Source organism: Acinetobacter sp. YH12227 (assembly GCF_013417785.1).
Taxonomy (GTDB): domain Bacteria; phylum Pseudomonadota; class Gammaproteobacteria; order Pseudomonadales; family Moraxellaceae; genus Acinetobacter; species Acinetobacter gandensis.
Window position 1 is genome coordinate 1 of sequence record NZ_VPDH01000038.1, and the last position, 12,812, is coordinate 12,812.

Annotated in this window: 10 protein-coding genes; 5 read left to right on the forward strand and 5 right to left on the reverse strand. The window is 39.9% G+C overall.

Translation table 11 applies throughout. From position 1 onward, the window contains the following. On the forward strand, nucleotides 1-200 hold a 200-nt coding region (locus FTV09_RS09800), incomplete at its 5' end, for a zinc ribbon domain-containing protein (RefSeq protein WP_180058210.1). Between the two features lie 249 nt (nucleotides 201-449). Here the strand turns inward: FTV09_RS09800 and FTV09_RS09805 are convergent. Both FTV09_RS09805 and FTV09_RS09810 read right to left on the reverse strand, forming a co-directional pair. Continuing rightward, complete coding sequence (locus FTV09_RS09805) at nucleotides 450-1,628, reverse strand: YbfB/YjiJ family MFS transporter (RefSeq protein WP_180058211.1); 1,179 nt, start codon at nucleotides 1,626-1,628, stop codon at nucleotides 450-452. A gap of 186 nt (nucleotides 1,629-1,814) precedes the next feature. After that, nucleotides 1,815-3,245: a pyridoxal phosphate-dependent aminotransferase gene (locus FTV09_RS09810; protein WP_067762611.1), complete on the reverse strand. Its 1,431-nt coding sequence runs from the start codon at nucleotides 3,243-3,245 to the stop codon at nucleotides 1,815-1,817. Nucleotides 3,246-3,473: 228 nt separating this feature from the next. Here FTV09_RS09810 and msrB point away from each other — a divergent pair, with 228 nt between their 5' ends. From msrB to FTV09_RS09830, 4 genes are all read left to right on the forward strand, one after another. Then, nucleotides 3,474-3,893 (forward strand): peptide-methionine (R)-S-oxide reductase MsrB, encoded by a 420-nt coding sequence (gene msrB / locus FTV09_RS09815; protein WP_067762610.1) that lies wholly within the window; start codon nucleotides 3,474-3,476, stop codon nucleotides 3,891-3,893. Continuing rightward, complete coding sequence (locus tag FTV09_RS09820; RefSeq protein ID WP_067762609.1) at nucleotides 3,890-4,375, forward strand: glutathione peroxidase; 486 nt, start codon at nucleotides 3,890-3,892, stop codon at nucleotides 4,373-4,375. The genes msrB and FTV09_RS09820 overlap by 4 nt, the downstream gene beginning before the upstream one ends. 94 nt (nucleotides 4,376-4,469) lie before the next feature. Next, a complete protein-coding gene (locus FTV09_RS09825) occupies nucleotides 4,470-4,970 on the forward strand; it encodes an energy transducer TonB (RefSeq protein WP_180058212.1) in 501 nt (166 codons plus the stop codon). A gap of 292 nt (nucleotides 4,971-5,262) precedes the next feature. Continuing rightward, nucleotides 5,263-7,452 carry a TonB-dependent siderophore receptor gene (locus tag FTV09_RS09830; RefSeq protein WP_180058213.1) on the forward strand — a complete coding sequence of 730 codons (2,190 nt, stop codon included), beginning with the start codon at nucleotides 5,263-5,265 and terminating at the stop codon, nucleotides 7,450-7,452. 81 nt (nucleotides 7,453-7,533) lie between these two features. Here FTV09_RS09830 and dapC read toward each other — a convergent pair whose 3' ends face one another. Genes dapC through purT form a run of 3 tightly spaced genes read right to left on the reverse strand, consistent with a single transcriptional unit; the run spans nucleotide 7,534 to nucleotide 12,638 of the window. After that, nucleotides 7,534-8,703 (reverse strand): succinyldiaminopimelate transaminase, encoded by a 1,170-nt coding sequence (gene dapC, locus FTV09_RS09835; protein WP_180058214.1) that lies wholly within the window; start codon nucleotides 8,701-8,703, stop codon nucleotides 7,534-7,536. A 24-nt stretch (nucleotides 8,704-8,727) separates the two neighbouring features. Next, nucleotides 8,728-11,394: a [protein-PII] uridylyltransferase gene (glnD, locus tag FTV09_RS09840; protein WP_067762605.1), complete on the reverse strand. Its 2,667-nt coding sequence runs from the start codon at nucleotides 11,392-11,394 to the stop codon at nucleotides 8,728-8,730. A gap of 29 nt (nucleotides 11,395-11,423) precedes the next feature. Beyond that, complete coding sequence (gene purT, locus FTV09_RS09845) at nucleotides 11,424-12,638, reverse strand: formate-dependent phosphoribosylglycinamide formyltransferase (protein WP_180058215.1); 1,215 nt, start codon at nucleotides 12,636-12,638, stop codon at nucleotides 11,424-11,426. Nucleotides 12,639-12,812 lie beyond the last annotated feature (174 nt).

The following is a 12,812-nucleotide window of genomic DNA, read 5'->3' on the forward strand; positions in this document are numbered from 1 at the left end:
AAGTCAATGAAGCCTATACCACCCAAATCTGTTCGTGCTGCGGTGAGATCACCTCAAGTAGTCCGAGAGGTAGGACAGGTCTTGGAATAAGAGAATGGTCATGTGAGTGTGGTGTCACTCACGATAGGGACTTAAATAGTGCCATGAACATTCTTGCGCTTGGGCATAAGCGTCTAGCTGTAGGAATCACCTCCGTTTAAGGGAGGTGAGGATGTCAACGATAGCAACAATCTTTATGGCGGACGAGAAGGAGAGTAATTTGTCTCAGAAAAAGAAATCTCTTAAAAAGGAAATTAAAGCGAGGTTAAACAAAATTTCAAAACATAATTCTGTTTTGAAGAAACTACAAAAACGACTGAAAAAGTTATAGTCCTAAACCATTCATCAACTGAAAAGCCTGCCTATCGCAGGCTTTTCTTATAGGTTTGCACTATATTATTCAAAGTACATTAACTATTTTTAAGTTCAGAGTGTCGGTGTTTTCGTGTGAAGTAAAACAATTGCAGTGTACCCATAAGAAGGACTGTAGCGGCAATAATGAACTGCTGGTGATAACTCACGCCATAATGTTGTAACAAGCTAAAGCTTAGTCCACCTAAAAGTTGAATACTTGCAAAACACAGTGTCGCAATACTCCAAAGCTTTTTATATGCAGTGCCATAAATTTGTAGAATGGTATAAGAAGTAAGAAAGACTACCGCAGGATTTAATAAGCCTGTAAAAAACGATGACATAAAGGTGAATAGTGGGCTGTCATTCAAAACTGCAACAAATATTCCAAGTACATATAGGCTATACAGCACCTTTAATGCACCAATATTACCTAACCTTTGAGCGAGTAAATAAGCCGAAAATGCGCCCAGCGCACTCCCTGTGCCATATAAAATCCAATTGAGATTAATTCCAAGTGGAAATAAATGTAGGGTATTGGTGAGATAATCAATCCAAAATAGTGAATGGGGTACGTATGCAAATGCACTGGTGCTATATACGATGAGTAGGCAATAGTACAAAGCGCTAATCTTTTCTGAATTTTGTTGTGCCAGCGTTGGTGCGTTTAAATATTGTTTAAAGCCTTTTAGTAAATAACTGAGTATTACGCAAATGAATGTGGCAAAAGAAAATAAAATGATCCATGCGTACTGTGTGGAAATGTCGTGAATATAAGGAAGGAATAAGGTGGCCATGAGTACACCTAAACCGATACCACTAAAACCAATAAAATTGATTCTGAATCGATCTTTGAGCTCACAGCATTGCGCAACCACACTCGGTGACAGGATCATTAATAGTCCACCGCTGATCCCTGAAATAATACGCCATCCCATATACCAGTATTCAGAAAAACCTGAGAAAGCGCAGCTTAATAAGCTGATCGTTCCAGCAATAGCGGCAACCTGAATGTAACACATCATACTTCGATCTTGAGGGAGTTTCATTGCCCAAAAAGCACCAGCAAGATAGCCTAATAAATTGGCACTACCTAGAATACTCGCGAAACTCGCACTCCAGCCAAAAGCTTCACGGGTTGAGGGAAGTAATGCAGTATATGAAAAGCGAAGAATACCAATCCCTAGGCACATGCTAAGGCAAAGAAATAGACTTAGTCTTATTTTGTTTGAGGACATCCTGTACTCATGAATTTTTTATGATTGGTTAAAAAATAACATAAATAAGATATTGAAAAGTAAACCAAGCTCAAAATTTGACTAAAGTCTGAGTGAGTCTATGTGCGACATGGTAAAAATCACGGCTATAAAAAAACCGCACTAGAGTGCGGTATTTTTAAGTAAATACTTAAAGCAATGTGTCTATTAACGCATTTTTGCCAAGAAACGACCTAAACGAGTAATTGCTTCACGAAGTTCATTTTCAGCAGGTAAGAACACCACACGGAAATGATCTGGAGTTGGCCAGTTGAAACCTGTGCCTTGTACTAAAAGAACTTTTTCAGCTTTCAAGAAATCCAACATGAATTTCTCATCATCTTGAATTGGGTAAATTTCAGGATCTAATTTAGGGAAGCAGTACATTGCGCCTTCAGGTTTAACACATGATACACCCGGAATATCGTTTAGCATTTCCCATGCGATATTGCGTTGTTCGTATAAACGGCCACCTGGGCGAATAAGGTCATTAATTGACTGATAGCCACCTAATGCTGTTTGAATTGCATACTGAGCTTGATGATTGGCACATAGACGCATAGAAGCCAACATGTCTAAACCTTCGATATAATCAAGCGCTCGTGATTTATCACCGGTAATAGCCATCCATCCTGAACGATAGCCTGCAATACGGTACGCTTTTGATAAACCATTAAATGATACGCAAAGCTGATCACCAGCTAAAGCTGCGACAGAAACATGTTCAATGCCGTCGTATACGATTTTGTCGTAAATTTCATCAGCGAATAAAATCAGGTCGTATTTTTTAGCAAGGGCAACAATTTGCTCAAGTACATGACGTGGATATACAGCACCCGTTGGGTTGTTCGGGTTAATAATGACAATACCACGTGTATTTGGCGTGATTTTGCTTTCCATATCTGCAATGTCTGGATACCAGAAATTTTCTTCATCGCATTTATAGTGAATAGCTGTACCACCTGAAAGATTGACTGCTGCTGTCCATAGTGGATAGTCAGGCATTGGAACCAACATCTCATCGCCATCATCCAATAAGCCTTGCATTGCCATAACGATAAGTTCAGAAACACCATTTCCTACATACACGTCATTGACGTGCATATTGAGAATGCCTTTTTGTTGGTAATACTGGCAGATCGCTTTACGCGCTGGGAAAATCCCTTTTGAGTCGGTATAGCCGATAGCGTTCGGTAAGTTTAATGCTACATCGTTAATAATTTCTTGTGGTGCTTCAAAACCAAATGGGGCTGGGTTGCCGATATTCAGTTTAATAATTTTATGCCCAGCTTCTTCCATTTCGTTGGCCGCTCGCAACACTGGCCCGCGAATGTCGTAGCAAACGTGCTCGAGCTTAGACGATTTCTTAATTTCGCGTGGGGTGTTGATAATGTTCGGCATTTTTATAGTCTCGGAAGGAGTGGAGGTCACTTTTGCATAACGATATAAATAGCTTTTAAATGTCTCGGTTGTTACTAAATCGAGATGATGTTCATCTCTGAGTAGGGCAACAATTTTTTCATGCGTAAACCCTGCCTGTTGATATTGTTTAATCATGGGCAGTAGATTTTTAAAAATTACGCTTTTTTTCTGCGACATTCTTTAATCCTGAGCAAGAGTAGGACTAAGCCTAACACTAAATTTTCTGACAAAAAAGCATTTATTTTTTATATTTGCTCACCTTGGTTTTTTATTTGCTTACTTTTTGCTTTTAAAGACATTATATAGATTTTGTAAATTGTTGAATAAAGACTAGAAATTTAGGATTGGATGACGTAAATATAGGATTATCCTATTTTAAATAGCACGATATAAAGGGACGTCATCATGGGAAAACTCAATAAAACAGAAAGGGAATGGCAACGAGAATTATCGCCTGAAGAGTTTCGCATTACGCGTCAGAAGGGGACTGAGCAAGCATTCACAGGCAAATATTGGAATACTAAGCAACAAGGAACTTATACCTGTCGTTGTTGTGGTGAGCCGTTATTTTCTTCGGAAACCAAATACGATAGTGGATGTGGTTGGCCAAGTTTTTATAAGCCGATTGAGCCTTCAGTGGTTGATGAAAATGTAGATACGACGCACGGTATGGTCAGAACTGAAATTGTTTGTCATCATTGTGACGCACATTTAGGGCATGTTTTCCCTGATGGACCACAGCCGACAGGTTTACGTTACTGTATCAATTCGGCGTCATTAGAATTAGAAACAAAAGAAAAAAATGATGAGGAAACTTATCCATGACCACCATTCACCAGTTTGAAGCAGAATTACTGGACGGTACAAATAAGTCCTTTGCTGATTATGATGGCAAGGTTTTATTAATTGTAAATACAGCCAGTAAATGTGGATTTACACCGCAATTTGCGGGTCTAGAGAAAATTTACGAACAATATAAAAATCAAGGCTTAGAGGTTTTGGGATTCCCGTGTAACCAATTTGGTGGGCAAGATCCGGGCTCAAACGATCAAATAGGGGCTTTTTGTCAAAAGAACTATGGCGTGTCTTTTCCGATGTTTGCCAAAGTAAATGTAAAGGGGCCTGAAGCGCATGTGATTTTCCGATACTTAACCAATAATTCTAAGGGTGTATTGGGTAATGGTATTAAATGGAACTTCACCAAGTTTTTAATTGGCAAAAATGGGCAAGTTATTAACCGTTATGCACCGACAACTAAACCTGAAACATTAACCGAAGATATTGAAAAAGCCTTAGCTCAAGCTTAACGGCTTAAGTAAATTTTATGATTAAGGCGCGCTAGCGCCTTTATTTTTATCTAGATGTTTTATACTGACTTCTGTTTATTTGAAGGCCATAAAATTGTTTAAGCGACGGATTAAATATCACATTTTTATCGTATTGTATGTTTCAACTTTATGTATATTGTGTGTTTCAACTTTATGTATCAGTGCAGCTTGGGCAGAAACCAATCTTGATCGCACAAAAGATACTCGGGTTAGTGAGCTATTAAAACTGTTGAAAACGCCTGTAGCAGAATATGAACCAACACGTGTTGCAGATGTTGTTGATCCTAAACTTAAGAGAAAAAAATATGTTGTTTCTTGGGTGAATGCACCGCTATATAAAGGTTCTCTAATTGAGAAAAAAGACTATAAACATCCTGTAAAAATTGAACTCACTGTCATTGCATCAACAGGTTATATTGGCAGCTCGAAGATTATTGCAAGTTCTGGTTCGAAAAGTTTTGATTTGAAAGTTCAGAAGTCTCTATTGGTTGCACGACTTGAGCCAATCCCCATGGTTGATAAAAATCTTAGCTATACAGTTGAACATGAATTTAGTATGACTCCACCGCAATAATTGGCTTGCCGAGTGTTATTTTTGACGTTTATGAATAAGGGGATTTAAAGCCCTGATCAGTTTTAGTGTACGGCTCTAAAACAGATTTATATTGTATTGCTAAGTTTAAAGCATTAAAAAATATCAGTTAAGTCATTAGCTAACGCAATTAAGTTAAGTAAACCTTAATAAAAAATTACAATCAAAAAATATAAGTTAATAAAAAAATCACATAGAGAAATTTAAAATGAAAAGATAAATGCTAATAATTATCATTTATTATGTGGGCGTATTTTTTAGGATAATTCTCCCAATGTTAAAAATGAAGCAGCTTTGTGTGATGATGGCCTGCATTACTCAGGGGTTTACATATGCTTATGCCAGTGAAGGGACTGAAACGACTCATTCAATTGCAAATGCTTATAACACTGCTGTGCAAACTTTAGATGCAATTAATGTGGTTGTGAGTGCGGATGCATCTGCAAATGGCTTAATGAAGCCTTATGCAGGTGGGCAAGTCGCTACTGGAGGTAAAGTCGGTATTTTTGGTAATCAGAAAAATTTAGAAACGCCATTTAATATCACAAGCTATACCAATCAATATATCCAAGATCGCCAAGCAAAAAGTGTCGGGGAAGTTCTGCAAGCAGATGCAGGGGTTCGAACTGCAAAAGGGTATGGAAATTTTCAAGAAGCGTATTTTATCCGTGGTTTTGCACTCGCATCAGATGACACAGCTTATAACGGCCTTTATGGCATATTGCCGCGACAATACATTCCAACAGAACTCTTTGAACGTGTTGAAGTGTTTAAAGGTGCCTCAGCATTTTTAAATGGAGCAATTCCGGGTGGAACAGGGATTGGTGGATCAATTAACTTACTGCCTAAACGTGCCAGTAATGATCCTTTAACTCGCGTTACTATAGGTACAAACTTTAATGGTGGCTATGTAGCTTCGGATGTATCCCGTCGTTTTGGTACTGATGATAAATTCGGTGTCCGTGTAAATACTGCTTACCATGATGGTGGAACTGAAGTTGATAAAGAAAATAAAACTTTGGGGTTGGCTGCTCTTTCTGCCGATTATAAAGGTGACCGATTCCGTTTATCTGGCGATTTAGGCTATAACAATAACCGTCTTTCTGAAAACCGTCCGAGTTTACGTTTAACCAATGCAGTTGCACAGATTCCGAGTGCTTCACAATATGCCAATTATCATGGTCAAGCATGGACGTATTCAAACGAGGAGGACATCTTCGGGAGTGTACGCGCAGAATATGATCTTAGCGATGCAACTACAACCTATGCAGCCTATGGTTTTCGTAAATCTGAAGAAGCAGGTGTCTATTCTAGTCAGCAATTAAGTGATACCGAGGCAGGCACGGCAAAGCTTTCTGCATCAATGATTCCACGTAAAGACACCAATCATAGTGCTGAAATTGGCTTAAAATCTAAATTTGAGGCCGGTGCTTTTAAACACCAAGTAGTAGCTTCTAGTTCGATCTACCGTGCTGATAAGCGTTATAGCTATGGTTATGCGACCAGTTTGAACGATAATTTTTACGATCCAATTTATCCTGAAAACTCTAATATTGATAAATGGTTAGGCAAGGCTGGAGCATATCCAAAAGCTGGTTTAAGTACATTTAAAAGTATTGCCTTGGGGGACAATATTTCAATGCTAGGTGATCGCTTGACCGTCATGCTCGGTGCGCGTTATCAAGACGTGGATCAAGATGTATATTCTTACGGGACATATAAATACAACATTAATAAGCATCAGCTCACTCCAGCATTAGGGCTAAGCTATAAATTAACACCAGAATTATCAATGTATGCTAATTACATTGAAGCCTTGGTACAAGGTGAAGCGATTCTAGATAGTGAAGGTAATAATTATCTTGCCGATCCATTTGTGTCGAAACAAAAAGAACTTGGTCTGAAATACGAAAACGGTCAGGTAGGTGGAACACTGAATTATTTCTTTACAGATCGACAAAAGGCTTCAGTCAATACTTCCGGTTCTGCACAAATCAGTCAAGCGACCAATATTCACCAAGGTATTGAGTTTAATGCCTATGGTCAACTGACTGATTCAATCAAAATATTGGGTGGGGCAACGTGGATTGATACTGAACAAAAAGACACCTATCAAGGGTTATTTGAGGGGCATCGTGTGATTGGTGTTCCTGAGTTCCAAGCGAATGTGGAAGCAGACTGGAAATTGCCAACTGAGCAGGACATCAGCTTAAATGGTCGTGTGGTGTATACCGGTTCAACCTATGCGAACAATGCCAATACGTTGAAACTAAACGATTGGACGCGTGTTGACGTGGGGGCGAACTATAAAACTCAAATTAATACAGTGCCTACCACTTTGAATTTTAGTGTCACAAATGTAATGGATAAAGATTATTGGGCTTCTGCTTCAGTCAATGATTACACGTATTTATCAATTAGTGAGCCTCGAACTTTTAAACTCAGTGCAACTTTTGACTTCTAAGTCTGCATAATGTCGACTTAAAAGTAAAAAATGCCCCAAATGTGGGGCATTTTTTACATCAAATAGATTGATTTAAACTGTTTAAAGTACAGCTTTCAAGCGACGAATAACTTCTTCACATTGAGCAATATCAGCAACCAATGCTAAGCGGACATGATTTTCACCTGGATTACCTTGTGCTGTATCACGTGACAGATAACGGCCTGGTAATACCTTAACATGTGCTTTTTCCATTAAGATTTTGGCAAAAGCTTCGTCATTGTCGACTTTTAACCAGTAATAAAAACCTGCATCGGGTTTTTGCAAAGGTAGTAAGTGACCTAGCTCACGTTGGAATAAATCAAATTTAGCACGGTATTGGACGCGATTTTCTTCGACATGTGCTTCATCATCCCAAGCGGCAATAGATGCAATTTGGTGTTGTACAGGCATGGCTGCGCCGTGATAAGTACGGTATTGAAGATAAGGTTTTAACAATGTAGCATCACCGGCAACAAAGCCCGAACGCATACCCGGCAAGTTTGAACGCTTAGACAATGAGTGGAAGACCACGCAGTTTTTAAAATCGTCACGACCGATTTCAGCACAGACTTCGAGTAATCCAATAGGTGCTTCATCAAACCAGAGTTCTGAATAGCATTCATCCGAAGCAATCACAAAGTCATATTTGTCTGAAAGGGCAATGAGTTTTTTAAACTGCTCTTTTGACAGAACTGCACCTGTTGGATTTCCCGGTGTACAGACAAATAACAACGCAGTTTTTTCCCAAACTTCTGCAGGAACTGCATCAAAGTCACCTAAGTAGTTGTTTTCTTCTGTGCAGTTAATGAAGTATGGTTCAGCACCTGCAAGTAAAGTTGCGCCTTCATAAATTTGGTAAAACGGATTTGGCATCACCACATAAGGTGTATCTTCACGTTTAACCAAAGCTTGTACAAACGAGAAAATCGCTTCGCGCGTACCAGAAACAGGCAGAACGTTGCTATCGGCACTAATGGTATTCAGTTTGAAACGACGCGTTAACCAATTGGCAATACTGGTGCGAAGCTCAGGCAAACCTTTACTGTTTGGATAAGTCGATAAGTGCTGGAAGTTGTCAATAATTGCTTGCTTCACAAACTCAGGTGCAGGATGTTTTGGTTCACCAATTGAAAGCGGAATTAAAGGCAAATCTGCTGGCTTCACATCCTGAAATAACTTATTGAGCTTTTCAAAAGGATAAGGGTGCAATAATGACAAACTGGAGTTCATGGAATTGATACCGATCAATTTAAGTTAATGATGACTACAAACTTGATTTGATGCTTCGTCTAAAGCTAACTTTAATTGTGCAGCAAAGGTTTCAGCTTCAGCATCGCTCATTGGTGAGCCATCTTTTTTGGTGACATAAAAAATATCTTCAGCACGTTCACCCAACGTTGCAATTTTCGCAGAGTGAATATCTAGGCCTTGCATCATAAATAAACCACCAACTTTGGCAAGTAAGCCAGGGTGGTCAAGCGTTGCAATTTCAACCATATTTTGCTGTAGGGCTTCGTTTACTGTAATGCTAACGGTATTTTCAATGTCAAAGTGACGCAGTTGACGTGGAATACGGCGCTGCATTAAACCTGGATACTTATCTGATTGGCTCAAGGCCTTTTTCAATGCTTCAATTACAGTATTTTCACGTTCAGGGTCGGTGAGTAATGTCCCGAAGCGATCCAGTACCACATAGGTATCCAAACTAAATGCTGTTGAAGCTGTAATGATTCGGGCGTCTTGAACATCGAGATTCATACGGTCAAGAATGGCAACCGTCGTAGCGAATAAATTTGGCTGATCTTGTGTGTAAATAAAGATCTGTACTGCATCTTGAGCAAATTTACGATGAGCACGCATTAGTACCAAAGGTTCAGCATTGTTGCCATGTTGTAAAATGGCACGGGTATGCCATGCAATTTCATCGGCAGACTCTTTGATGAAATATTCATCGCCTAATTCTTGCCAAACTTTTTCTACATCTGCCAAAGCGAAGTCATTCACCAATAACTCGCTTGCGGCAAATTTTGTGTCCTCAATCAGCATTTGATAGTCGACTGGACGACCTAAGCCTGAGCGAATCACATCACGTGCTTGAGTGTAGAGTTGGCGCATAAGCGATGCACGCCATGTATTCCAAAGTGTTGGGTTGGTTGCATTGATATCTGAAACTGTCAGTGTGTAAAGATAATCAAGATGCTCCATATCCCCCATTTTTTCTGCAAACTCTTGCACGACATCTGGGTCGGAAATATCTTTTTTCTGTGAAGTTACAGACATGACGAGGTGACTTTGGATTAACCACGCGACTAAATTACATTCACGTTCAGTAAAGCCATGGGCACGACAGAATTCAATCGCGTCAGCAGCACCGAGCTCGCTGTGATCCCCACCACGACCTTTGGCAATGTCATGAAAAATGGCAGCAAGATAGACAATGTCACGACGTGCTAGGCGTTGGAATACAGAGCTTACGACAGGGAAGTCTTTAGCGAACTCAGGTTCTTTAAAACGATTTAGATTACGCAGTAATAATAGTGTGTGAGCATCGACCGTGTAGATATGGAATAAGTCATATTGCATCAGGCCCATAATTTGCCCAAAGGCAGGAATATAGTTGCCTAGAACACCATAGCGCTTCATGGCAACCATCGTGTCATACAAGCGATATGGCGAGCGAATGATCGCCATAAATAAAGCTTGATGCGCAGGATTATCGCGATAATTTTGATCGATACGTTTTGCAGCCAATGTCAGTAGGCGTAAGGTACGTGCTCGAATGCCTTCAATTTCAGGACGATTCGCTAATAAATAGAAAATTTCTAAAATTGCACTCGGATTTTCTGAGAAAATTTTATGGTGTTGAACTGCGAGTTTGCCATCCACCAATTTAAAATTCTCGTTAATTTCTTCAATTTTACGTTCGTAGTCAGGCAGACGGGGAGTAATCACCGATTCATTGAAATAGGCCAACAGCATTTCATTAAGCGTTGAAACCTGCTGGGCACTACGGTAGTAACGTTTCATGAATTGTTCGATTGGATAATTTGGCGATTTACCTTCTTCGCGGTGATAGCCAAACATCGCCGCAATATCGCGTTGATAATCGAACAATAAGCGGTTTTCATCACGCTTGGTCAAACGATGTAGATGATGGCGAATTTCCCAAAGGAAACTTTCAGTTTCTTCCAGTACGCCCAGCTCAAATTCAGAAATAAAACCTAAATGTACAAGGTCGTAAATGCGGTTAACGCGGAAATGGCGTTTCGCAATCCAACCAATTTGGTTGATATCACGAATACCACCCGGTGCATTTTTAATATCAGGTTCTAAGTTACTTTCAGTATTGTTGTGTTGAGCATAGCGTTTGGCTTGCTCTTGCATTTTGGCATCAAAGAAGGTTTTATCGGTCCATGTTTGCGATACGATACGACGTGGCCATTTGGCTAAATGCTCATTACCGACAATTAACCGTGCTTCAATTAAGGCTGTTGCAACAGTTAAATCATTAGTCGCTTGAGCAACGCAGTCGTTAATGGTACGAACACTAATGCCCGGTTTGAAATTGCCGACATCCCAAAGTGATGAAATAAAGGTTGAGATGAGTTTTTCTTGTTCTGGACTGATTTCATCTTCTGACAAAATCATAATATCGACATCAGAATAAGGCAGCATTTCGCGGCGGCCATAACCACCGACTGCAAATAAGCCTAAGTCTGTATTTTCTAATTCAGCATGTGTCCAAAGAAATTTTAATGCTTCATCAATCAGATTTGAACGTGCCAAAATCACGTCACGAATGGACTGTCCATTTTCAAAACATTCCTGAAGCTGATTTTCAACATCTGTTCGCCATTGGTTGATGGCCTGAATGTCGTGGTTACTTTTAATGTAATTCAGCAGAGGAAGCGTATTAATCATGAACAGTGGTCCGTTATGGTGTTACAAACTTAGTTTTGTTGAACACTAACTTGTTGCGCAGTATGTTGAGCAAGTTCGCGTGCTTGATCGGTTGTTTCGGCACGTGCTGTTGCTACCCCCATACGGCGGCGTTTAAAGCCTTCTGGTTTACCAAAAAGACGTAAATCGGTGTTGGGGTTAGCCAATGCAAGATTTAAGCCATTAAAGGATAAATTTTTATCATCCACGCCTGCATAAATAACCGCGCTGGCAGCGGTACTGTGACGAGCTGTGTTGACAGGTAAGCCAAGAATAGCCCGTGCATGTAATTCAAATTCACTTTGGAATTGAGATGCAAGGGTGACTAAACCGGTATCGTGTGGACGAGGTGATACTTCACTAAACCATACTTTATCGCCTTTGACAAACAGTTCCACGCCAAATATGCCACAGCCGCCTAAAGCAATGGTTACTTTATTGGCAATACGTTTTGCTTCTTCAAGTGCCACAGGTGTCATGGCCTGAGGTTGCCAACTTTCGACATAGTCGCCAGCATCTTGACGATGACCAATTGGGTCGCAGTATGAGGTTTCAATTTCACCAGTTTCGGCATTTTTAGAACGAACGGTAAGTAGGGTAATTTCAAAATCAAAATCAATTTGTGATTCAACAATCACCGTGCCTTGATTCACGCGACCACCGGTTTGTGCATATTCCCAAGCAGCATCAACTTCATCAAAACTCTTTACTCGAGATTGTCCTTTTCCTGAAGAAGACATAACTGGCTTTACAAAGTTTGGATAGCCGATGTCGTCACAGGCAGCACGAAAAGCATCTAATGTATTTGCAAAGCGATAAGCAGAAGTCGGTAAGCCTAGCTCTTCTGCAGCAAGGCGGCGGATGCCTTCGCGATTCATCGTGAGATTCACTGCTTTTGCAGATGGGATTACGGTGGCAATATTTTGTTCTTCAATTTCGACCAAAACTTGTGTCGCAATCGCTTCAATTTCAGGCACGATTAAATTGGGTTTTACTTGCGTAATTAAGGCTTTTAATACTTCAGGATCGGCCATATTTAAGGTATGGGAAAAATGTGCAACCTGCATAGCGGGCGCATGGTCATAACGATCAGCAGCATGAACTTCGACACCTAAGCGTTGTAGTGAAATCACAACTTCTTTACCAAGTTCACCAGAACCTAACAGTAAGACTTTAAAAGCTGAAGACTGAAGTGGAGTACCAATAGTTACGCTCATGTAAATCATCCATGCTTGATTTTATGGGGTTTTAGCATAGCAGAACTGTTTGCCGAGTTTAGATTTCATTCACATAAATAAATGATATTGTCCAACAATTTTTTTTATATCGTTTTATTTGAAATTAGACTTTTAAATATTACAGCGTAGTGAATTCAGTTTAGTGTAAGTAAGCCTAAAGAA

Coding starts and splice junctions, on each gene's coding strand:
- FTV09_RS09805 (WP_180058211.1), bottom strand. CDS start 1,628: ATGTCCTCAAACAAAATAAGACTAAGTCTATTTCTTTGCCTTAGCATG.
- FTV09_RS09810 (WP_067762611.1), bottom strand. CDS start 3,245: ATGTCGCAGAAAAAAAGCGTAATTTTTAAAAATCTACTGCCCATGATT.
- msrB (WP_067762610.1), top strand. CDS start 3,474: ATGGGAAAACTCAATAAAACAGAAAGGGAATGGCAACGAGAATTATCG.
- FTV09_RS09820 (WP_067762609.1), top strand. CDS start 3,890: ATGACCACCATTCACCAGTTTGAAGCAGAATTACTGGACGGTACAAAT.
- FTV09_RS09830 (WP_180058213.1), top strand. CDS start 5,263: ATGTTAAAAATGAAGCAGCTTTGTGTGATGATGGCCTGCATTACTCAG.
- dapC (WP_180058214.1), bottom strand. CDS start 8,703: ATGAACTCCAGTTTGTCATTATTGCACCCTTATCCTTTTGAAAAGCTC.
- glnD (WP_067762605.1), bottom strand. CDS start 11,394: ATGATTAATACGCTTCCTCTGCTGAATTACATTAAAAGTAACCACGAC.
- purT (WP_180058215.1), bottom strand. CDS start 12,638: ATGATTTACATGAGCGTAACTATTGGTACTCCACTTCAGTCTTCAGCT.